Origin of the sequence: Pseudomonas sp. IT-196MI5 (assembly GCF_949767415.1) — a bacterium.
Classification (GTDB): domain Bacteria; phylum Pseudomonadota; class Gammaproteobacteria; order Pseudomonadales; family Pseudomonadaceae; genus Aquipseudomonas.
In genome coordinates this window covers 14,302-32,157 of the sequence record NZ_CATKPZ010000008.1, presented here as the reverse complement: position 1 = coordinate 32,157, position 17,856 = coordinate 14,302, and the positions used below count along the sequence as shown (strand labels likewise).

The window sequence follows — 17,856 nt, the reverse complement described above, 5'->3', positions numbered from 1 at the left end:
ACGGGAAAGGTCATGCCGACATTCACCGATAACCCGCAACCCGCCGCGGGTACCTTGCCGCAGTGGCTGCAACAGCAGGCACGTCAGCAAGGGACGGGCATCGCCCTGCGCCATAAGCGCCTGGGTGTGTGGCAGGTGCTTACCTGGCGCCAACTGGCCGTTGAGGTTCAACGCCTGTCGACGGCCTTGCAGGCGCGTGGTTTTGTGCCGGGTGCGACGTTGGTGATTGTCAGCCGCCCGCGGCCGGAGGCATTGATCGCTGCCCTGGCGGCGCAGTGGTTGGGCGGCGTGGCCGCGCTGTTGGATCCGCTGGATGCTGCGGCCGCGCAGGTGCCGTTGTTGCGTGAGCTGCACAGTGAATGGGTGTTCGCCGAAGGTCATGAGGAGATTCAGCGCCTGCGCGCCGCCGGACTGGCGCCCAGGCTGTTGATTTACGCCGACGGCCGCGGCCTGGCTGAGGTGAGTCAGGCCTGTGACACCCTGGCGTTCGCACAACTGCCGCAGCAAGGCAGCGATCACCGGCTGGAGCCGCAGGCCTGCGCCGAGGGCACAGCCTTTGCTTTCTATCGTTTGGACGTGGGGCAGGGCATCGAGCAGCAGCGCATCAGCCACGCCGAGTTGCTACGGGAAGGCCGGCGCCTGGTGCACAGCGAGCAGCTGGGGCGGCAGGACGAAGCCCTGGCGGCGCGAGCGTTTGCCGCGGGTGGTCAAGCGCGTTATTTGCTGGCGCCTTGGTTGATTGCCGGCTTTCGCCTGAACTTTCCGGAGAACCTGTCGACTCGCGATCAGGACCGTCGTGAGTTGGGCCCGACGCTGGTGGCCGGCACCCGGGAAACCTACCAGCGCCTGCATACCCAGATCCTGGCCCGCTTGCCGGAGTCAGGCAGCTGGCGCCGGCGAATGGTGGATTGGGCGCTGGTGGCGCCCCCCGGTGCGCTGCAACGGCACCTGGGGTATTGGCTGATCCGCCGGCCGTTGCGCGATGTCCTCGGTTTTTCTCGTACCCGTGCGCCGTTGCTGGTGGGCGAGGCACTTGCACCGCCAACCCTGGCGTTTTTCCAGGCGTTGGCTATTGAGGTACGCACCTGGCCGGATCCGGCGCAGTGGCACCGCCCCGCGCCGTGGCCAGCTCCGCTGGTCAACGGCTGGATCGAAGACAGCACGCAACCGGCCTGACAAGGACATGATTCATGGCACAGACACAGGCGACAAAGGTTGAACATCTGCTGGTACTGGAAAACATTGGGTTGTCGTTCAAGGGCGTCAAGGCGGTGACCGACATCAGCTTTGCCGTGGCAGCCGGGGAGATCTGTGCCTTGATCGGCCCCAACGGTGCGGGAAAAAGCTCACTGCTGAATGTGATCAACGGCGTGTACCAGGCCCAGCAGGGACGCATCCGCTTTGCCGGAGAAGAGCACCGGCGCATGCGCCCGCATGATGTGGCGGTGCGCGGTATTGCCCGCACCTTTCAGAACATCGCCTTGTTCAAAGGCATGAGTGTGCTCGACAACGTGCTCACCGGACGCACCCTCAAGCGTCGCAGCAGCTGGATCGAACAGGCCCTGCGCATCGGCCGCGCTGCGGGCGAAGACGACCGCCAGCGGGAGGCGGCCGAACGGGTCATCGACTTTCTGCACATCCAACAGTGGCGCGACACCCTTGTCGGCAAGCTGCCCTATGGTTTGCAGAAACGGGTGGAACTGGCCCGTGCCCTGGCCTGCGAACCGCGCTTGCTGTTGCTGGACGAACCGATGGCCGGGATGAACGCCGAAGAGAAGCAGCAGATGAGCCGGTTCATCGTCGACATCAACCGTGAGCTGGCTACCACAGTGATATTGATCGAGCACGACATTGGCGTGGTGATGGGCATTAGCGATCACGTTGTGGTGCTCGACTACGGCCTCAAGATCGGCGACGGCCCGCCCGATGAGGTGCGGCAAAATCCCGAGGTGATTGCCGCCTATCTCGGCACGCGCCACTAACCCCCGAGTCGACAGCGCCGCCAGCTATCGGGTGGCAGGGGGACTCTTTGCCCGCAAAACAGGAAGACTCATGGAATTTTTCTTCGAGGTGCTGATCGGCGGGCTGTTGGCCGGGGTGATGTACGCCCTGGTGGCCATCGGTTTTGTTCTGATCTACAAGGCGTCCGGCGTCTTCAACTTTGCCCAGGGCGCGATGGTGCTGTTTTCGGCACTGACTTTCGTCAGCCTGCTGGAGCGCGGCGTGGCGTTCTGGTTGGCGTTCGTCATCAGTCTGGCAGCGATGGTGCTGCTGGCGGTGGCGGTGGAGCGGGTGGTGTTGCGCCCGCTGGTCAACCGCTCACCGATTACCTTGTTCATGGCCACCCTCGGTCTGTCCTACGTGATCGAGGGATTCGCCCAGGCGCTGTGGGGCGCCCAGGTGCATGGGCTGGAACTGGGCATTAGCGATGAGCCGCTTGAGCTGGGCGGCATGCTGCTGTCGAAGTTCGACATTTTTGCCGCCGTGACCGCCGCGCTGCTGGTACTGGCGCTGTCGCTGCTGTTCAACAAGACCCGTATCGGTTTGTCGTTGCGCGCCGTGGCCGATGACCCGCTGGCGGCGTTGGCCGTGGGCATCCGCCTGCAACGGGTCTGGGTGCTGGTGTGGGCGGTGGCCGGGTTCGTCGGTCTGGTGGCCGGCCTGCTCTGGGGCGCGCGGCTGGGGGTGCAGTTTTCGCTGTCGCTGGTGGTGCTCAAGGCCTTGCCGGTGCTGATCATCGGCGGCTTTACCTCGATCAGTGGAGCGATTGTCGGCGGCTTGATCATCGGCGCTTCGGAGAAGCTGGCCGAGGTATACCTGGGGCCCGTCATCGGTGGTGGTATCGAGAACTGGTTTCCCTATGTGCTGGCGTTGCTGTTCCTGCTGGTGCGGCCGGCCGGGTTATTTGGTGAACGCGCAATCGAGCGGGTTTAAGGAGAGGCGTGATGTTTTATCAGGAAACCGGTCAGTTCAGTACTCGCTATGCCCAGGATCGTCGGGTGTTTCGCCTGCGTCAGGACCGTTACGGCCTGGTTGCCTTGCTGCTGTTGGCCTTTGTCGGTGTGCCGTATCTGGGTAACGACTATTGGTTCAGCGCCATTCTGATTCCGTTTCTGGTGCTGTCACTGGCCGGGCTGGGGCTGAACCTGCTGACCGGCTATGCCGGGCAATTGTCGCTGGGCTCGGCGGCCTTCATGGCGGTGGGCGCCTTTGCCACTTACAACGTTGAGCTGCGGGTGCCAGGCTCGCCGTTGTTGCTCAGCATGGCCCTGGGCGGGGGAGTGGCCGCGCTGGTGGCGGTGCTGTTCGGTCTGCCCAGCCTGCGGATCAAGGGTTTCTATTTGCTGGTGTCGACCCTCGCCGCGCAGTTTTTTGTGACCTGGGCACTGACCCGCTTCAGCTGGTTCTCCAATGACAGCGCTTCGGGGGTGATCAGCGCACCGCGCCTGGAGATTCTTGGTGTGGATCTGAACTCGCCGGTGGGGCGTTACCTGCTGACCCTGGGCGTGGTGGTGGCGTTGTTCTGGCTGGGCAAGAACCTGGTGCGCAGCGAGCTGGGGCGTAACTGGATGGCGGTGCGTGACATGGACACCGCCGCTGCGGTGATGGGCATTGCGCTGTTCAAGACCAAGCTGCTGGCGTTTGCCATCAGCGGGTTCTTTCTCGGGGTGGCCGGGGCACTTTGGGCCTTCACCTACCTGGGGACCGTGGAGCCCCACGGTTTTGACCTGAATCGATCTTTCCAGATCCTCTTCATCATCATTATCGGCGGCCTGGGCAGCATTCTCGGCAACTTCCTGGGCGCGGCGTTCATCGTGTTGTTTCCGGTGCTGCTGTCGAACCTGGTGGCCTTGTTGCCGGCCGGGCTGATCGATGCCGGGCAGATCGAAAACCTGCAGAAGATGGCATTTGGCGCCCTGATCATTGTGTTCCTGATCAAGGAGCCGGAGGGCCTGGCGCGCCTCTGGCAGAGGTTCCGCGAGCGCGCTCGGTTGTGGCCGCTGCGCTACTGAGCGACTCGGCGTAAGCGCCGGTTGCTCCGATTCCCTTTGGTTGACCCTTCACTTGATGACTTGATAAGGAAAACATTGATGTTGAAAACATCTCTACTCAGTAGCCTCGCCCTGGCCGTCAGCCTGAGCACTGCCACATTGACCGCGCAGGCGGATAACGAACAGTACTTCCCGCTGCAGAGCTATCGGGTCGGTCCTTATGCCGCCGGTGGTACCGGTTTTTTTGGTGGTTTTATCGACTACCTCAAGTACGTCAATGCCAATGGCGGGGTCAACGGTGTCAAGCTGACCTGGAGCGAGTGCGAAACCGAGTACGTGGTCGAGAAGGGCGTGGAGTGCTACGAGCGTCTGAAAAAAGGCCTCAATGGTGCGCCGGCTGCCGCCACTAACCCGCTGTCGGTGGGCATCGCCTATGCCACCCTTGAGCGCTCGACCACGGACAAACTGCCGCTGATCACCATCAACCACGGCCGCACCGACTCCACTGACGGCAGCGTTTTCCCCTACGCCTTCCCCTTGCAGTTGAACCCGTACTCCGAAGTCTCGGCGATCATCAACTACATCGGCCAGCAGGCCGGGGGGCTGGACCAGCTCAAGGGCAAGAAGATCGTCACCCTGTATCACGGCTCGCCCTACGGCAAGGAAACCAATGAGGTGTTGCAGACCCTGGCCGACAAGTACGGGTTCAAGCTGACCCTGCTGGAAGTGCCCCATCCGGGTAACGAGCAGCAGTCGCAATGGCTCAACATTCGCCGGGAAAAACCCGACTGGGTGATTCTGCGCGGCTGGGGCGTGATGAACCCGGTGGCGTTGAAAACCGCGCAGAAAGTCGGCTTCCCGGCGGATCACATCATCGGCAACATCTGGAGCAACTCCGAGGACGATGCAGCCCCGGCCGGTGCCGCCGCCAAAGGCTTTATTGCGATCACCACGCACCCCTCGGGCACCGGTTTCCCGGTCTTGCAAGGCATCCAGCAGCAGGTGGTGGCCAAGGGCAATGGTGATCTGGCCGATCCGAAACGCTTTGGCACCGTCTATTACAACCTCGGGGTGGTGAACGGCATTCTCAACGTTGAAGCCGTGCGCATCGCCCAGGAAAAATTCGGCAAGCAGCCGCTCACCGGCGAGCAGGTGCGTTGGGGCTTCGAGCACCTCAAGCTGGACGATGACCGCCTCAAGGAGCTGGGTGCACTGGGCCTGGTGCAACCCTTGCAACCGTCGTGCGCCGACCATGAAGGCGGCGGGGCAGTGCGCTTCCAGCAGTGGGATGGCAGCCAGTGGAAGCTGATCAGCGACTGGGTGCAGGCCGACCGTGCCTTGCTCAGGCCGATCATCGAAGCCTCGTCGCACCAGTACGCCAAGGAAAAGGGCATCACACCGCGCGATTGCGCCAAGGAAACCTGATGGCTGTAGGAGCTGGCTTGTCGGATCGCCGCACCGCAGCGAAGGCGGTTAACGCAAACGCGGTTTTCCTGGAAAAACGCGGTGCCCTTGAGTCCATCGCTGGCAAGCCAGCTCCTACAGGGGGAACGCGTGCACCACCAAACAACGAGGTCGAGCGTTAGCTCGCCTCGCGGTGCTGTTGCGGTGCACGCCCCCTCGTGAGGCCGAGCGCAGGTTCTGCGCAGTGGGCAACCCGGCATGGATGCCGGGTTAGCCGCCGCCGGCCATGGATGGCCGATGGCGGCGGGCCCACGGAGCAGGACCGGAGCGAGGGCATGCCGAGCCACAGCGAGGCACCGAACGTCAGGGGCAAGAGCCCTTGGTTACTTGGGGCTGTTCCAAGTGACTCGCTGTAAAAGCGAAACCGCTAGCGGCCGTTACCGCAGAAATGGATATGTACACCAGGAAAAAAATGCTCGGCCGTCAGTTGCCATCGCTGGCAAGCCAGCTCCTACAGGTATCGGTGTTCCCCGGGATTCCGTGAAGAACTTTTTTTGGGAGGGAGAACAGCATGAATGAAGTACCGATCTTGCAGATCGACGGGATTGAAGTCCTGTACGAACAGGCCATCCTCGCCGTGCGCGGGGTATCCCTGGCGGTGCCGCAAGGGCAGATCGTGGTGTTGCTGGGGGCCAACGGTGCTGGCAAAAGCACCACCTTGAAGGCCGCTTCCAATCTGGTGAGAGCCGAGCGGGGCGAGGTGGTGCAGGGGCGGATTCTTTATCAAGGCCAGGATGTCACCCGCAGCACGCCCCATAGCCTGGTGGCCAGCGGCCTGGTGCAGGTACTGGAAGGCCGGCATTGCTTTGCCCAACTGACAGTGGAGGAAAACCTGCTGACGGGTGCCTTTGCGCGTCAAGTGTCCCGCGGGCAACTGAAGGCCGATCTGGAGCGTATCTACAGCCAGTTTCCGCGCCTCAAGCTGCGGCGCAAAAGCCTGGCCGGCTACACCTCCGGCGGTGAACAGCAAATGATTGCGCTCGGGCGGGCGCTGATGGCCCGGCCACAGCTGGTGTTGCTGGACGAACCTTCGATGGGCCTGGCACCGCAGATCGTCGAGGAGATCTTCGAGATCATCCATCAACTCAATCGGCGCGACGGCGTGAGCTTCCTGATTGCTGAGCAGAACATCAATCTGGCTCTGCGTTATGCCCAGTACGGCTACGTGCTGGAAAGCGGCCGGGTCGCCAGCGAAGGCACCACCGGGCAGTTGGCCGCGCGCGGCGATATTCAGGACTTCTATCTGGGGGGCGGGACAGCGAGTAAAGGAGCTGCTGCTTGACCGCAAGCACCCGTCAGATCGACAGGTTGACCACGTTGACCGTCCGGGCGTCTGGTGCCGGGCGGCGTTTGTTCACCACCAGTTCACCGACCTTGATCAGCATCGCGCGGGTGATGTTGCGACTCAGCCCCAGCAGGCTGGCGGTGTGCACCTGGTTGTAGTGGCAGAAGCGATAGGCCGCGCGCAGCAGCGCTTCCTCGACCCGCTCGTGGAGGGCGCCGCTTTCTTCCTCGAACAGCTTCTGGAAGGCTTGCTGCAACAGGGCGTCGGCACTGTCGTCCTGGACGGTATTGCTGGCGTCCTGGCGTTCGATACGCAGGTTGGACAGGTGCAGGTCCTGGACACGGATCAGATTGTTACGGCAGATCAACAAGGTGTGGTGAATGACGTTTTCCAGCTCGCGAATATTGCCTGGCCATGAGTACTTCACCAGCTTCTGTTCGGCTTCGGTATCCAGCACCACTTCGCCATAACCCAGCCGACGACTGTACTCGGCGATGAAGTGGCGGATCAGCGGCAGGATGTCGCCCGGTCGCTCGCGCAGCGGGCTGAGTTCCAGGCTGACCACGTTCAGCCGGTAATAGAGGTCTTCGCGAAAGTGCCCGGCGTTGATGGCTTTTTCCAGCTGCACGTTGGTCGCAGCCAGCACCCGTACATCGATGGGGATGCTTTTGCGTGAACCCAGGCGAACCACTTCACGCTCCTGCAGCACCCGCAGCAACTTGACCTGGATCGGCATCGGCAAGTCGCCGATCTCGTCGAGGAACAGCGTGCCGCCGTTGGCTTCCTCGAACCAGCCGGCCTTGGCGCTCAGGGCGCCGGTGAAGGCGCCTTTTTCGTGGCCGAACAGTTCGGCCTCCACCAGGCTTTCGGAAAACGCGCCGCAGTTGACCGCGATAAACGGCTTGTTGCGACGGGCGCTGAGGTTGTGCAGATGACGGGCCACCAGTTCCTTGCCGGTCCCGGTTTCGCCGATGATCAACACGCTGGCGTCACTGGGCGCGACCTGTTGCAGGTGCGCCAGCAGCGCCTGTGATTTCGGGTCTTCGAAGACTTGCGCAGTGGCGCGTATCGAGGTGGCCAGGGCTGGTGAGGGCGGCAGCGTGAGTAGTTGCATGGTCGGGCCTATGAGTAAAAGGACGGAGTGGGCAGCGTCGTGTTGAGCGCCCAGTCACCCAGTTCATGGAGCTTGTAGTCCACGGGGTCGTGCAGGGTCTGGGTGCGCAGGTTGCGCCAGTGGCGATCAAGGCGCAGCGCGGCATGGGTGGCGCGGGCGCCGGTCACTTCAAACAGGCTGCTGGTCAGGTCCAGGCCGGTGCGGGTGGCGGCGACCTTGGCGGTGGCAATGGCCAGGGCCAGTTGGCCACGCTCCTCGGCGCCGAGCCGGTACTCCTTGCTCCAGGCTTGGTCGAGCAGGGCGTTGGCGCGTTCAGTGAGCAGGCGCACGCTTTCCAGGCCGACCCAGAATTCGCCGTAATGGCGCAGGATATAGGGGTCCTGATTGGCCTGGCTGACGTTGGCCTTGAACCAGGGGCGCGTTTCCTTGAGGGTGTAATTGCGGGCCTCTTCGAACGCGCCCTCAGCAATGCCGAGGAAGATATTGACGAAGGTCAGTTGGGCGATCAGCGGGCGCAGGCAGGCAAAGGGCGTGCTCAGCGGGCCGGGATCCAGCAGCAGTTCATTCTCCTCCACGCGCACCCGTTCGAAGGTGGCGCTGCCGCTGTCGGTCTGCCGTTGGCCGATGTTGTCCCAGTCGCCGTGCAAGGTAATGCCGGTGCGATGGCTGGGAATCGCGGCGATCAACAACTTGCCGCTGGTGGATTCATCCAGCGCCGAGGCAATCAGCATTTCCGAATCGGCGGAGCCAGAGCAGAAACTCTTGCGCCCGGAAAACTCGCGATAGCCGGCAAATTTTTTCGACAGGGTGCGGGTGTCCAGCGGGTTAAGGGCATTACCCCAGAACCAGTTGTTGCGCGCGGTCTGTTCGAACCAGGGCTGCCACTGTTCGGGCCGGGAAAACAGCCGTACCGTGGCCAGCATCAAGTGCTGGAAGCCGAACACATGGGCGATCGAGCTGTCGACTCTGGCGAACTCGCGCACGACTTCCAGGGTGTCGCTCCAGCTGGCGCCAAGGCCACCGTATTGCTGGTCAATTTTCATCGCCAGCAGACCGCTGCGGCGCAACGCGTCGCGCTCGGCTTTCGGCGTGCCGCCCAGATGGTCGCGTTCGGCGGCGGTTCGGGAAAACTCGGCGGCGAGCGTCCGGGCGATCTGCAGCGGGGTTTCAAGTCTGGATGTATGGATAGCGGTCACAGGCTGTTCCTCAGGCTGTTTTCCGCAAGTCGGCGGCATTGGCGGTGAACAGCGGAGCGGCCCGTTGGACTGCCAGGCGGATGCGTGTTTTCAGCGCTTCGCTGCTGATCCGGTAATTCGTGAAATCGGCCTCCGAGGCATACACGCCAAGGGGCAGGGTCACCGACTGGAAGAAGCTGAACAGCGGGCGCAACTGATGATCGATGACCAGCGCATGCCGGTCGCTGCCACCGGTGGCGGCCAGCAACACCGGGGTGTCGATCAATGCGTCCTGGCCAATCAGGTCGAACAGGTGCTTGAACTGGCCCGGGTAGGCGCCACGGTAGACGGGGGCGGCCACCACCAGCAGGTCCGCCGACTCAATCGCACTCAACTCGTACTCAACGGTTTCCGGCAGCTCCTGACGGGACATGGCGCTGCCCAGCGGACGGACAATGTCGCCCAGTTCGATGATGCGGCTTTCGATTGGCAGGTACTGGCTCAGCTCGGCAACGATGGCCTCGACCAGCACCAGGGTGCGCGACGGACGATAGGTTCCACCGGAAACGGCGACGACTTTAAGTGGGCTGCTCATGGGGTCTGTTCCTGTTCGGGTTGCGGGATGTGCAGCCATCGGAGCAAGAGTTGTTCCAAGGATAAAATAATTATTAAAAACAATAAGATGGATTGACTTTTTGTCTCGGCTGCTGTTGCCCGGGCAGCTAACTGTTGAGCGACTGTTGCCTGAGCAACAATGGCGCTGCTGTTTACCGGGCAACACTGCGGCATCCATGAGATGAATGTAAATGATCTAAAAAGTATAAAATAAATACTTTTTGGTTATTAGCTTAAGGTTTTGTCTGGCCGCCAGTGCCGGGTGAGTCGCCTTTGGCTGACTTTGAAGGGGAGGGGGAATGCTGTTACTTGAGGGGAGACGCAGAGATTTTGGAGTAAGTGTCGACATCAGTTGTGGCAAGAAGGCAGCGGCCATCCTTGAATTTTGCGTAGAAAGTTATTTCCTTTTCTTTGTCACATAGCCACCAGCCTGTAACCAGTCCAACCGGACCCAAAAGCAAGGCTCCAGCCAGGCTCCATCGAATAGCACTCCCTTTCTTATTAACTATTTCCTCGGTTGCTGCCTCTAAAGTTTCCAGTTTTGAAGTGGGTATCTTTATTTCAAGAGAAGGTTTTACTGCGGATCTTAAAATGAACAGTCCAGATCGGAATTCAGCATCACCTGTCAGAAAGTCACCGGATATCAGCGTTATCTTCGACATGGTGTTTCTCTTCTGATCAGCTTTAGCCAGCTGATTACTGGGCTCCAAAGGTCTCTGCCAGTCAATCGACTTACGACAAAAGGTGAGGCCGACAGTCACCCCATCGATACCAGATCCTGGGCATTCACAATCGTCATGCCGAGGCGGTCGGCGATCAGCACTTCCAGTCGCGCACCTTTCGAATGCTCCCGGCCAGGGAGCGTGGCCACGGTGTCGCAGTTCATCAGGGCGTCGATGTCGAGGCGAATGCAGTGGTACGCAGTCCAATCGCTCTGATGTATTGGTTTGCAGTTGTCTCTTTACGTTGCATACGGTAATCCATATATTCGATAAACCGTATATGAGCCGAGGCTTCACAATGACCGGCAAAGCCCGTGTCCTCCTTCACGAAATTCATGAGCGCATCAAGATGTTCGTCTTGGTCAAAAACAAACACTGAGAACCGATATGGCTGACCATCTGACACCGACCACTGTTTTCAAATGCCTGGCTGACGACACTCGGGTCCGCACGATGATGCTCATCACCCGTGAAGGAGAGCTTTGTGTTTGCGAGCTGACCTGTGCGTTGAGCGAGAGTCAGCCAAAAATCTCCAGGCACCTCGCACAACTGAGAACCTGTGGCCTGTTGTCGGACCGTCGGCAAGGCCAATGGGTCTATTACCGACTGCACCCCAATCTGCCGGATTGGGTTCATCAAGTGCTGACCACGGTGCTCGAAAGCAACAAGCACTGGTTAAGTCCCGATGCCAAGCGCCTTGACGAGATGGGCGACCGTCCTGAAAGGGCAATCGCCTGTTGTTAAAGCCAGATCGTCTGATTGCGCCTTCGAATACGAGATCGCTCGATGAAAATCTTGTTCCTCTGCACTGCCAATAGCTGTCGCAGCATCGCTTTCGCCACGGTGATTGGCCCGTTGGTGGAAGTGCCGGTACTGATTTCCCATATCGACTACATCGGCCAGTTCGATACCCAATCGAACGCCCACTGACAACAAATACAGAGCACAACAACATGACTATCAAAGTTGGCATCAATGGTTTTGGACGGATCGGTCGCCTCGCTCTGCGAGCCGCCTGGAGCTGGCCAGAGTTTGAATTCGTGCAGATCAACGATCCGGCAGGGGACGCGGCGACCCATGCGCACTTGATCAACTTCGACTCGGTGCACGGCCGTTGGCACAACGAAGCCAGCGCCGAAGGCGATCATGTCGTGATGGGTGGCAAGCGCGTCAAGGTCACGGCCAACAAGGCGATTGCCGACACCGATTGGTCGGGCTGCGATTTGGTGATTGAAGCCAGCGGCAAGATGAAAACCGTCGCGGTGCTTCAGGCTTACCTGGACCAAGGTGTGAAACGTGTGGTGGTCTGTGCACCGGTCAAGGAGCAGGGCGCCTTGAACGTGGTGATGGGCGTTAACCAGCACCTGTTCGACCCTGCGCAGCACCGCATTGTGACCGCCGCCTCCTGCACCACCAATTGCCTGGCCCCTGTCGTCAAGGTTATCCACGAAAAGCTGGGCATTCGCCACGGTTCGATCACCACCATCCACGACCTGACCAACACTCAGAGCATCCTCGATCAGCCGCACAAGGATCTGCGTCGTGCGCGTGCGTCCGGGATGAGTTTGATTCCAACCAGCACCGGCTCGGCCACCGCCATTGCCGAAATCTTCCCGGAGTTGCGCGGACGCCTGAATGGTCACGCGGTACGGGTACCACTGGCCAATGCTTCGCTGACCGATTGTGTCTTTGAAGTCGAGCGTGCCACCACTGTGGAAGAAGTGAACCAGTTGCTCAAGGATGCTTCCGAGAACGAGCTGCAAGGCATCCTCGGTTTCGAGGTGCGTCCGCTAGTGTCCATCGACTACCGTACCGACCCGCGCTCATCGATCATCGATGCGCTGTCGACCATGGTCATCAATGGCACCCAGGTCAAACTCTATGCCTGGTACGACAACGAGTGGGGCTATGCCAACCGCACTGTCGAACTGGCGAAAATGGTCGGGCTGGCGGTCTGAGGAGCGGACATGAAAGCGTTGTCAGCCCTCGCGCCGCAAGTTCGGCAGTACCTGCTCGTGACGGGCAACTACTGGGCCTTCACTCTCACTGATGGCGCCTTGCGCATGTTGGTGGTGCTGCACTTTCACACGTTGGGCTACAGCCCACTGCAAATCGCGACGTTGTTTCTGTTCTACGAACTCTTTGGTGTTATCACCAACCTGGTGGGTGGCTACCTCGGCGCCCGGCTGGGGCTGAACCGAACCATGAACATCGGGCTGGGCCTCCAGGTCGCGGCACTGCTGATGCTGACGGTTCCGGTGGCCTGGCTGACCATCCCATGGGTGATGGGGGCGCAGGCACTGTCAGGGATTGCCAAAGACCTGAACAAGATGAGCGCGAAAAGCTCGATCAAGCTTCTGGTTCCGGATGGGCAGCAGGGCAAGCTCTACCAGTGGGTGGCGATTCTCACCGGCTCGAAGAACGCACTCAAGGGTGTCGGCTTCTTTCTTGGCGGAGCCTTGCTGGCATTGATCGGCTTCAAGGGCGCCTTGCTGGCCATGGCAGGTGTCCTGGCGCTGATCTGGGTCAGCAGCTTGATCCTGTTGAAGAAGGATCTGGGCAAAGCGAAAGCCAAGCCCAGGTTTCGCGACATCCTGTCCAAGAGCCGGGCGATCAACATTCTGTCAGCGGCGCGGATGTTTCTGTTCGGCGCCCGCGATGTCTGGTTTGTCGTTGCCTTGCCGGTGTACCTGAGCAGTGTGTTCGGCTGGGACTTCTGGAAGGTTGGCGGCTTCCTGGCGGCCTGGGTGATTGGCTACGGCATCGTGCAGTCCTTCGCGCCCCACATCACTGGCAAGAAGCGAGGGCACGTACCGGATGGTCGTGCGGCATTTCTGTGGGCGCTGGCACTGGCCGGTCTGCCCGCGGCCATTGCGCTCGGGCTGAACACCGGGCTGTCGCAACAGGGGGTGCTGTTGGGTGGATTGATGGTTTTTGGTGCGTTGTTCGCGGTGAATTCGTCGCTCCACAGCTATCTGATCGTGTCCTACGCCAAGGAAGATGGTGTGTCACTGGATGTGGGGTTTTATTACATGTCCAACGCCATGGGGCGCCTGATCGGCACGGTGCTTTCCGGTTGGGTGTATCAGGTGTATGGGCTGGGGGCGTGCTTGTGGATATCGAGCGCCTTTGTGCTGCTCGCAGCGCTGATTTCTATCGGGTTACCGAGGCATGCCGAGGCGATGTGAAGCCGCTCTGAAGGTGGCTTGCAGCCAATCGCTATCAGCAGCCAGGCATTTGAGGTAAGGCAGGCAAGTGTTGGAGGCAAGTCATGAACCGGTTCACAAGTGTCTTAACTGTTTTACCCGTTTTACTCTCCGTGTTGCCAGGCAGTGGCTGCGATCAAAAAGAGTCATCCCCTAAGCATCATCACGGGTTTCTGTGGGGGACTTACTACTTTCTCCACGTTTTCAGACGAAACAGTTGCCTTGATTCAGGAGGGCAGACTGCTCCGGGAGTTCTGCTCAATTTCATTACACGTCGTAGGCTCGTTGGTAATGACCGCTGCCGGGCATTTGTCCTATCAAACTATTGGCATGCGCTGAGGAGATGAACATGAAAGGTTTTCTAGTGATTTTCTTTACTCAACAGAATCGTCGTTATCAAGGGAAGATGCTCGGCGAGTGGATTGTTGATTTGGCCAAAGAAATGGGCCTGCGTGGTGCGACCCTGTCTACGGGCATTGAGGGTTTTGGACACACCGGTAGGCTGCATTCCGCGCACTTTTTTGAGCTGGCGGATCAACCAACGGAGATTCGCATGGCTATCACCGAGGAAGAATCAGAAAGGTTGTTCAAACGATTGGAGGTTGAGGAGTTTTCCGTGTTCTACATCAAAACCCCAATCGAGATGGGTACCGTCGGCAAAAAGGCCAACTAGCCGGGGAGTGTCATAGCAGCACAATCCTTCCAGTGCCGCCTAAGCTCATCTACCTGAACACACGCATCGAAGAGCCTGCGTATACGGGCTAAACAAAAGGTTCTTCCCGGTAATCCGTGAAGAACCTGTTTTTTCAGCTTCTCATTGTTTTCCTCCGGTGCTCAGCATTGACGCAGAGCATTATCCAGATCAGCGATCAGGTCTTCCTCGTGCTCGAGGCCAATCGAGATCCGGATCAACCCCTCGGACACCCCTGCTTTACTGCGCAGAGCCTGCGGCACACCCGATTGTGTGGTCGAAGCTGGATGACAAACCAGGGACTCAGTGCCTCCGAGACTGACAGCCGACTTGAAAAGATGCAGGGCGTTGATAAAGCGAAAGGCCCGTTCGCGACCGCCGTCCAGTACGAATGAGAAAGTTGAGCCAGGGCCCGTGCATTGCCGGCGGTAGACCTCCTGATAGCTGCCATCCTCAATAAGCTCTGGATGCAAAACGACGACTTTCTGGTGGGGGTTGCTGGCCAGCCAGCGAGCGATCACGGTGCCGGTTCTTGCGGCCTCTTTCATGCGCAGGACGAGCGTTTCCATCGAGCGGGAGATCATCCATGAGGAATGTGGATCGAGTTGCGAGCCGAACGAGCTGCGAACGCTGCGTATTTTGCTGATCAGCTCTTTGGTGCCCGTAATGCCTCCGGCAACAAGGTCACTGTGTCCACCCACATACTTGGTTAGCGAATACACGCACAGGTCAACACCGTGTTTCACCGGCTTCTGGAAGATAGGCCCGAGCAGGGTGTTATCGCAGACAATTAATGGCCGGTAGCTATGGCGCGTTTCGAAAGCGTCTATTTCCTTGCGCAACCCTTCCAGGTCGATCAGTGCGTTGGTCGGGTTAGCCGGAGTCTCGATATAGCAAATTCTAACTGGCCCCTTGCAGGCAGCAGTTTCCAGTGCATCTGCAATGGATTGCATGGACAGGCCGTCGTCAAAACCATGCGAGCCGATGCCCCAATCCGAGAGAATCTTGCTAATCAGGGTCTCAGTACCACCGTACAGCGGTGCCGATTGCACCAGTTGATCGCCTGGGCGCAGAAACGCAAACAAAACAGCACTGATGGCGGACATTCCACTGGATGTAATTGCGGCGGCTTCTGAGCCATCCAGCAGCGCGAGGCGGTCCTCGACGATTTCCAGGTTGGGATGATTGAAGCGGCTGTAGACCAGGCCAGCTGATGAATCCTGCGGAATCGGTTTACGACCCGACACGACATCGAAGAATTCTGCACCTTCCTCAGCCGTGCGAAACGCAAAGGTGGAGGTCAGGAAAACCGGTGGTTTGACTGCGCCTTCCGAGAGGAACGGGTCGTAACCATAAGACATCATCAATGTCTCAGGGTGCAACGCATGGCTTCCGATAGTTTTTTTGTGATAGCTGGAATAAGACATAAGCCGCACCTTTCTGAGTTTGCGATCAAGACTCATCGCTCATAAACGCACCGCCCTCGTAGGCATCGTTTTTGAGCCTGTTTGTGATGGAAAGAGTGTATTCAGAAGGGGGAGTATGAATTTTTCAATTTTTGTCAGGTTTTTCGTGGAATGAGAAAAATCATTCTCCAAAACGGTCGATTTCGTTAAAACCTGATAATGAGAAAGCGTATCTGGATGGAATGGCGCTCTGAAGGTACTCAGGATTCCTCGGGGCAATGGACGTCCAACAATAGAAAGTTGTCGGAACGTGTATCGCTTTCGGTAATCGTCCCACTCCCAGAGCGGTAGCAGCCGAATGGGTGGGCAGGGCGCGGGCCTGTAACAGGTACACCGCTGTCCTGTCAGAGATTGCTTTGTGGCAGATGCATCTGCCACAAACAGCGATTATCGAGGTAAAGGCAGCGCCGTCGTGTACTTGATCTGCTCCATGGCAAAGCTTGATGTGATGTTGGAAAGTCCGTCGACGCTCGTGATCAGCTTCTTGTAGAAAGTGTCATAGGCGGCAATGTCGCTCACCACAACGCGCAACATATAGTCCCAGTCCCCCGACATCCGATAGAACGCCATCACTTCCTCGAACTGCGACACGGTCTTGGCGAATGTATCCAGCCAGACCTTGTCATGACGCTGCGTCTTGACCTGCACCAGCACCGTTAACCCAAGACCCAGCAGCACTGGGTCCAGCAGGGCTACTTTGGCCCTGATATAGCCCTCTTTCTCGAGTTTCTTGATCCGCTTCCAGCAGGGGGTCGTTGAAAGGTTGACGGCTTCAGCCAGATCTTTGATAGGCATGTCGGCATCGCGTTGCAGGAGGGAGAGGATGTGGCGATCAAAGCTGTCCATTTTTTCTTCTTATTTGTGAGTTCGTAGAATTTTTTTCTAAAAAATAGCCTAAGAACTGAAGAAATGGAAATTAAATTTCGAGTGGCCGGCAGTAGGATTTACACCATGAAAACCGTGCCTGGAGCCACTCAAAAATGAAGAAGATCATCGCCACACTCGCCACGCCTCAGGCGATGTTCCTTATGCCGTTGACGCCTGCCGGGGCGAGGGAAACTCTGTGAACGATTGGATCCGTACAGCAGTCAGCCGTATCTCCTGCGATCTGCTGCGCTCCGCCGACACCCACATCCACAAGCTGGAAATTCCAGGGTTGAAGGGCATCGACATTTACCTCAAGGACGAGAGCACACATCCAACTGGCAGTCTCAAACATCGGCTGGCACGCTCGCTTTTTCTACATGCCATTTGCAGTGGCAAGATCCGAGAGGGTACCCACGTGGTCGAGGCATCCTCGGGCAGCACTGCTGTGTCCGAAGCCTACTTTGCCAAAATGCTTGGCCTGCGCTTCACCGCCGTCATGCCGCGCAACACCGCGAGCAAAAAGAAAGAGCAGCTCGAGCTGCTCGGCGGGCACTGTTACTTCGTTGATCATTCATCAGAGGTCTATGCCCAGGCGCAGCGCCTGGCACGCGAAAGCGAAGGGCACTACATGGATCAGTTTACCTATGCCGAGCGGGCAACGGATTGGCGTGGCAACAACAATATTGCCGACAGTATCTTCCAGCAATTGACCGGCGAGGCGCACCCCATTCCCCACGCGGTGGTCATGAGTGCAGGGACTGGCGGCACTACCGCCACCATCGGCCGCTACATCCGCTACAAGGGTCATGACACTCAACTGATCGTGGTGGACCCCGAGCACTCGGTTTTCTATGACAGCTATCGAACAGGCGACTCAAGTCTTACCGGCAGCAAAGGCAGTCGCATAGAAGGCATCGGTCGTCCCCAGGTCGAGCCGTCGTTCCTGCCAGATGTGATCGACGACATGCTCAAGATCCCCGACGCGGCCAGCATCGCCACCCTTTATTGGCTGGAGAAAGTACTCGGGAGGAAGCCAGGGGGGTCCACCGGTACCAACATGTGGGGCGCACTGAAAGTCGCATCGAGGATGCAAGAGCAAGGTCTGCAGGGTTCTATCGTGACCCTGATGTGCGATAGCGGTGAACGCTATCTGGACACCTATTACGACCGCGACTGGGTCGCTCGCCACATCGGCGACATCACACCCTATGCGAAACAACTCGATTGCTACCTTTAATACACGTGAGTCACGACTGATT

At 59.0% G+C, this 17,856-nt stretch carries 20 protein-coding genes; 13 read left to right on the top strand and 7 right to left on the bottom strand.

Features of this window, described 5'->3' with window-relative positions; translation table 11 throughout:
* The first annotated feature begins 12 nt into the window (after positions 1-12).
* From ACM6IK_RS05590 to ACM6IK_RS05565, 6 genes are all read left to right on the top strand, one after another.
* Positions 13-1,176, top strand: coding sequence for an AMP-binding protein (locus ACM6IK_RS05590; RefSeq protein ID WP_414873500.1), 1,164 nt, complete (start codon positions 13-15; stop codon positions 1,174-1,176).
* Between the two features lie 14 nt (positions 1,177-1,190).
* Positions 1,191-1,982 (top strand): ABC transporter ATP-binding protein, encoded by a 792-nt coding sequence (locus ACM6IK_RS05585; RefSeq protein WP_414873499.1) that lies wholly within the window; start codon positions 1,191-1,193, stop codon positions 1,980-1,982.
* Between the two features lie 70 nt (positions 1,983-2,052).
* Positions 2,053-2,934, top strand: coding sequence for a branched-chain amino acid ABC transporter permease (locus ACM6IK_RS05580; protein ID WP_218429011.1), 882 nt, complete (start codon positions 2,053-2,055; stop codon positions 2,932-2,934).
* A gap of 11 nt (positions 2,935-2,945) precedes the next feature.
* Entirely contained in the window at positions 2,946-4,013 is a 1,068-nt protein-coding gene (locus ACM6IK_RS05575; RefSeq protein ID WP_414873498.1) for a branched-chain amino acid ABC transporter permease, read from the top strand.
* 78 nt (positions 4,014-4,091) lie between these two features.
* The gene (locus ACM6IK_RS05570; protein WP_414873497.1) at positions 4,092-5,417 is read left to right on the top strand and encodes an ABC transporter substrate-binding protein; all 1,326 of its coding nucleotides are present in this window, start codon (positions 4,092-4,094) and stop codon (positions 5,415-5,417) included.
* A 550-nt stretch (positions 5,418-5,967) separates the two neighbouring features.
* Positions 5,968-6,738, top strand: coding sequence for an ABC transporter ATP-binding protein (locus tag ACM6IK_RS05565; protein WP_414873496.1), 771 nt, complete (start codon positions 5,968-5,970; stop codon positions 6,736-6,738).
* A 13-nt stretch (positions 6,739-6,751) separates the two neighbouring features.
* Here ACM6IK_RS05565 and ACM6IK_RS05560 read toward each other — a convergent pair whose 3' ends face one another.
* The 5 genes from ACM6IK_RS05560 to ACM6IK_RS05540 all read right to left on the bottom strand — a co-directional run bounded on the left by ACM6IK_RS05560 (position 6,752) and on the right by ACM6IK_RS05540 (position 10,588).
* Positions 6,752-7,855 carry a sigma-54 interaction domain-containing protein gene (locus tag ACM6IK_RS05560; RefSeq protein ID WP_414873495.1) on the bottom strand — a complete coding sequence of 368 codons (1,104 nt, stop codon included), beginning with the start codon at positions 7,853-7,855 and terminating at the stop codon, positions 6,752-6,754.
* Positions 7,856-7,863: 8 nt separating this feature from the next.
* Positions 7,864-9,051: an acyl-CoA dehydrogenase family protein gene (locus ACM6IK_RS05555; protein WP_414873494.1), complete on the bottom strand. Its 1,188-nt coding sequence runs from the start codon at positions 9,049-9,051 to the stop codon at positions 7,864-7,866.
* Between the two features lie 10 nt (positions 9,052-9,061).
* Entirely contained in the window at positions 9,062-9,625 is a 564-nt protein-coding gene (msuE, locus tag ACM6IK_RS05550) for an FMN reductase (protein ID WP_414873493.1), read from the bottom strand.
* Between the two features lie 325 nt (positions 9,626-9,950).
* Positions 9,951-10,307, bottom strand: coding sequence for a hypothetical protein (locus ACM6IK_RS05545; protein WP_414873492.1), 357 nt, complete (start codon positions 10,305-10,307; stop codon positions 9,951-9,953).
* Positions 10,308-10,402: 95 nt separating this feature from the next.
* The gene (locus ACM6IK_RS05540; RefSeq protein WP_414873592.1) at positions 10,403-10,588 is read right to left on the bottom strand and encodes a DUF4406 domain-containing protein; all 186 of its coding nucleotides are present in this window, start codon (positions 10,586-10,588) and stop codon (positions 10,403-10,405) included.
* Positions 10,589-10,754: 166 nt separating this feature from the next.
* Here ACM6IK_RS05540 and ACM6IK_RS05535 point away from each other — a divergent pair, with 166 nt between their 5' ends.
* The 6 genes from ACM6IK_RS05535 to ACM6IK_RS05510 all read left to right on the top strand — a co-directional run bounded on the left by ACM6IK_RS05535 (position 10,755) and on the right by ACM6IK_RS05510 (position 14,246).
* Entirely contained in the window at positions 10,755-11,111 is a 357-nt protein-coding gene (locus ACM6IK_RS05535) for a metalloregulator ArsR/SmtB family transcription factor (RefSeq protein ID WP_414873491.1), read from the top strand.
* A 42-nt stretch (positions 11,112-11,153) separates the two neighbouring features.
* Positions 11,154-11,297, top strand: coding sequence for a hypothetical protein (locus ACM6IK_RS05530; RefSeq protein WP_218429038.1), 144 nt, complete (start codon positions 11,154-11,156; stop codon positions 11,295-11,297).
* A 23-nt stretch (positions 11,298-11,320) separates the two neighbouring features.
* Positions 11,321-12,325 (top strand): ArsJ-associated glyceraldehyde-3-phosphate dehydrogenase, encoded by a 1,005-nt coding sequence (locus ACM6IK_RS05525; RefSeq protein ID WP_414873490.1) that lies wholly within the window; start codon positions 11,321-11,323, stop codon positions 12,323-12,325.
* A 9-nt stretch (positions 12,326-12,334) separates the two neighbouring features.
* A complete protein-coding gene (arsJ, locus tag ACM6IK_RS05520; protein WP_414873489.1) occupies positions 12,335-13,555 on the top strand; it encodes an organoarsenical effux MFS transporter ArsJ in 1,221 nt (406 codons plus the stop codon).
* Between the two features lie 144 nt (positions 13,556-13,699).
* Positions 13,700-13,912: a CrcB family protein gene (locus tag ACM6IK_RS05515; protein ID WP_414873488.1), complete on the top strand. Its 213-nt coding sequence runs from the start codon at positions 13,700-13,702 to the stop codon at positions 13,910-13,912.
* A gap of 10 nt (positions 13,913-13,922) precedes the next feature.
* Positions 13,923-14,246: a DUF190 domain-containing protein gene (locus tag ACM6IK_RS05510; protein WP_414873487.1), complete on the top strand. Its 324-nt coding sequence runs from the start codon at positions 13,923-13,925 to the stop codon at positions 14,244-14,246.
* 161 nt (positions 14,247-14,407) lie between these two features.
* Here ACM6IK_RS05510 and ACM6IK_RS05505 read toward each other — a convergent pair whose 3' ends face one another.
* On the bottom strand, positions 14,408-15,691 hold the full coding sequence (locus ACM6IK_RS05505; protein WP_414873486.1) for a cystathionine gamma-synthase family protein: 1,284 nt from the start codon (positions 15,689-15,691) through the stop codon (positions 14,408-14,410).
* A gap of 426 nt (positions 15,692-16,117) precedes the next feature.
* The gene (locus ACM6IK_RS05500) at positions 16,118-16,576 is read right to left on the bottom strand and encodes an Lrp/AsnC family transcriptional regulator (protein WP_218429042.1); all 459 of its coding nucleotides are present in this window, start codon (positions 16,574-16,576) and stop codon (positions 16,118-16,120) included.
* Positions 16,577-16,793: 217 nt separating this feature from the next.
* Between ACM6IK_RS05500 and ACM6IK_RS05495 the strand changes: the two genes are divergently transcribed.
* Complete coding sequence (locus ACM6IK_RS05495; RefSeq protein WP_218429043.1) at positions 16,794-17,834, top strand: PLP-dependent cysteine synthase family protein; 1,041 nt, start codon at positions 16,794-16,796, stop codon at positions 17,832-17,834.
* Positions 17,835-17,856: the final 22 nt, after the last annotated feature.

What these genes read in the sequence shown, in the direction of transcription:
- ACM6IK_RS05525 (WP_414873490.1), top strand. Translation starts at nt 11,321, where the DNA reads ATGACTATCAAAGTTGGCATCAATGGTTTTGGACGGATCGGTCGCCTC.
- ACM6IK_RS05530 (WP_218429038.1), top strand. Translation starts at nt 11,154, where the DNA reads ATGAAAATCTTGTTCCTCTGCACTGCCAATAGCTGTCGCAGCATCGCT.
- msuE (WP_414873493.1), bottom strand. Translation starts at nt 9,625, where the DNA reads ATGAGCAGCCCACTTAAAGTCGTCGCCGTTTCCGGTGGAACCTATCGT.
- ACM6IK_RS05505 (WP_414873486.1), bottom strand. Translation starts at nt 15,691, where the DNA reads ATGTCTTATTCCAGCTATCACAAAAAAACTATCGGAAGCCATGCGTTG.
- ACM6IK_RS05580 (WP_218429011.1), top strand. Translation starts at nt 2,053, where the DNA reads ATGGAATTTTTCTTCGAGGTGCTGATCGGCGGGCTGTTGGCCGGGGTG.
- arsJ (WP_414873489.1), top strand. Translation starts at nt 12,335, where the DNA reads ATGAAAGCGTTGTCAGCCCTCGCGCCGCAAGTTCGGCAGTACCTGCTC.
- ACM6IK_RS05585 (WP_414873499.1), top strand. Translation starts at nt 1,191, where the DNA reads ATGGCACAGACACAGGCGACAAAGGTTGAACATCTGCTGGTACTGGAA.
- ACM6IK_RS05510 (WP_414873487.1), top strand. Translation starts at nt 13,923, where the DNA reads ATGAAAGGTTTTCTAGTGATTTTCTTTACTCAACAGAATCGTCGTTAT.
- ACM6IK_RS05535 (WP_414873491.1), top strand. Translation starts at nt 10,755, where the DNA reads ATGGCTGACCATCTGACACCGACCACTGTTTTCAAATGCCTGGCTGAC.
- ACM6IK_RS05565 (WP_414873496.1), top strand. Translation starts at nt 5,968, where the DNA reads ATGAATGAAGTACCGATCTTGCAGATCGACGGGATTGAAGTCCTGTAC.
- ACM6IK_RS05560 (WP_414873495.1), bottom strand. Translation starts at nt 7,855, where the DNA reads ATGCAACTACTCACGCTGCCGCCCTCACCAGCCCTGGCCACCTCGATA.
- ACM6IK_RS05500 (WP_218429042.1), bottom strand. Translation starts at nt 16,576, where the DNA reads ATGGACAGCTTTGATCGCCACATCCTCTCCCTCCTGCAACGCGATGCC.
- ACM6IK_RS05570 (WP_414873497.1), top strand. Translation starts at nt 4,092, where the DNA reads ATGTTGAAAACATCTCTACTCAGTAGCCTCGCCCTGGCCGTCAGCCTG.
- ACM6IK_RS05590 (WP_414873500.1), top strand. Translation starts at nt 13, where the DNA reads ATGCCGACATTCACCGATAACCCGCAACCCGCCGCGGGTACCTTGCCG.
- ACM6IK_RS05545 (WP_414873492.1), bottom strand. Translation starts at nt 10,307, where the DNA reads ATGTCGAAGATAACGCTGATATCCGGTGACTTTCTGACAGGTGATGCT.
- ACM6IK_RS05575 (WP_414873498.1), top strand. Translation starts at nt 2,946, where the DNA reads ATGTTTTATCAGGAAACCGGTCAGTTCAGTACTCGCTATGCCCAGGAT.